Consider the following 839-nt stretch of genomic DNA (forward strand, 5'->3'; position numbering starts at 1 on the left):
GAGAGCAGCACGGCACATGCCAACTTGCACACGCAAACGCAATCGTCTACGCCAAGGTTGAAGTGGGCTACCGCAACTTCCTCTTTGCCGATGCAACGGGCCGCATCGACTTCTTCTCTACTTTGCTCGGAACCAGCAGCAACAACGTGTTCTACCCCTCGGTAGGTGCTTCGGTGTTGCTCACAGAAGTGTTGCCTTTGCCCAAAAACATCTTCTCGTTGTGGAAGATACGCGGTAGCTACGCGCAGGTGGGTAACCCGCCGTCGCCCTATCTTACGCGCGAAGCCGTGGCCTTGTCTAACGGAACGCCCAAGAGTGGGGCCTTTACGCCGGCCAGTCACCTGAAACCTGAAATGACAAAGGCCTTTGAATTGGGTATGGACTTGCGCCTGTTCGACAACAAACTGAACATCGCCGCCACCTATTACAACAGCAACACCTACAACCAACTGTTCCGTTACAAGCTGCCGCCTAGCTCTGGCTACGAGTATGCTTTCGAAAACGCAGGTAAGGTAAACAACTGGGGCGTGGAACTTAGTGCCACCTACAACCAGAAACTGGGCCCTGTTGATTGGTCGGCTAACCTCGTTTATTCGCTCAACCGCAACGAAATAAAGGAGCTGTTGCCCGAATACGTAACCGACCGCACCACCAACACCACCGTGAAAGCACCAACAGAGTTTGAGGTTTCGTCGGCCGAATCGTATAAGATGATACTGCGCAAGGGCGGAACGATGTCGGACATCTACGCATCGCACCTCAAACAAGACTACCAAGGCAACATCCTTGCTAACGGAGGTGTGCAGAAAGACGAGAACGACTTTGTGAAAGTGGGTTCT

General features: G+C 53.0%; 1 pseudogene. It reads left to right on the forward strand.

The window, feature by feature from the left end:
• A pseudogene (locus tag BN93_RS15990) lies at window positions 1-839 on the forward strand (TonB-dependent receptor domain-containing protein); the annotation flags it as partial.

This window comes from Prevotella conceptionensis 9403948 (assembly GCF_000312305.1).
GTDB classification, from domain to species: domain Bacteria; phylum Bacteroidota; class Bacteroidia; order Bacteroidales; family Bacteroidaceae; genus Prevotella; species Prevotella conceptionensis.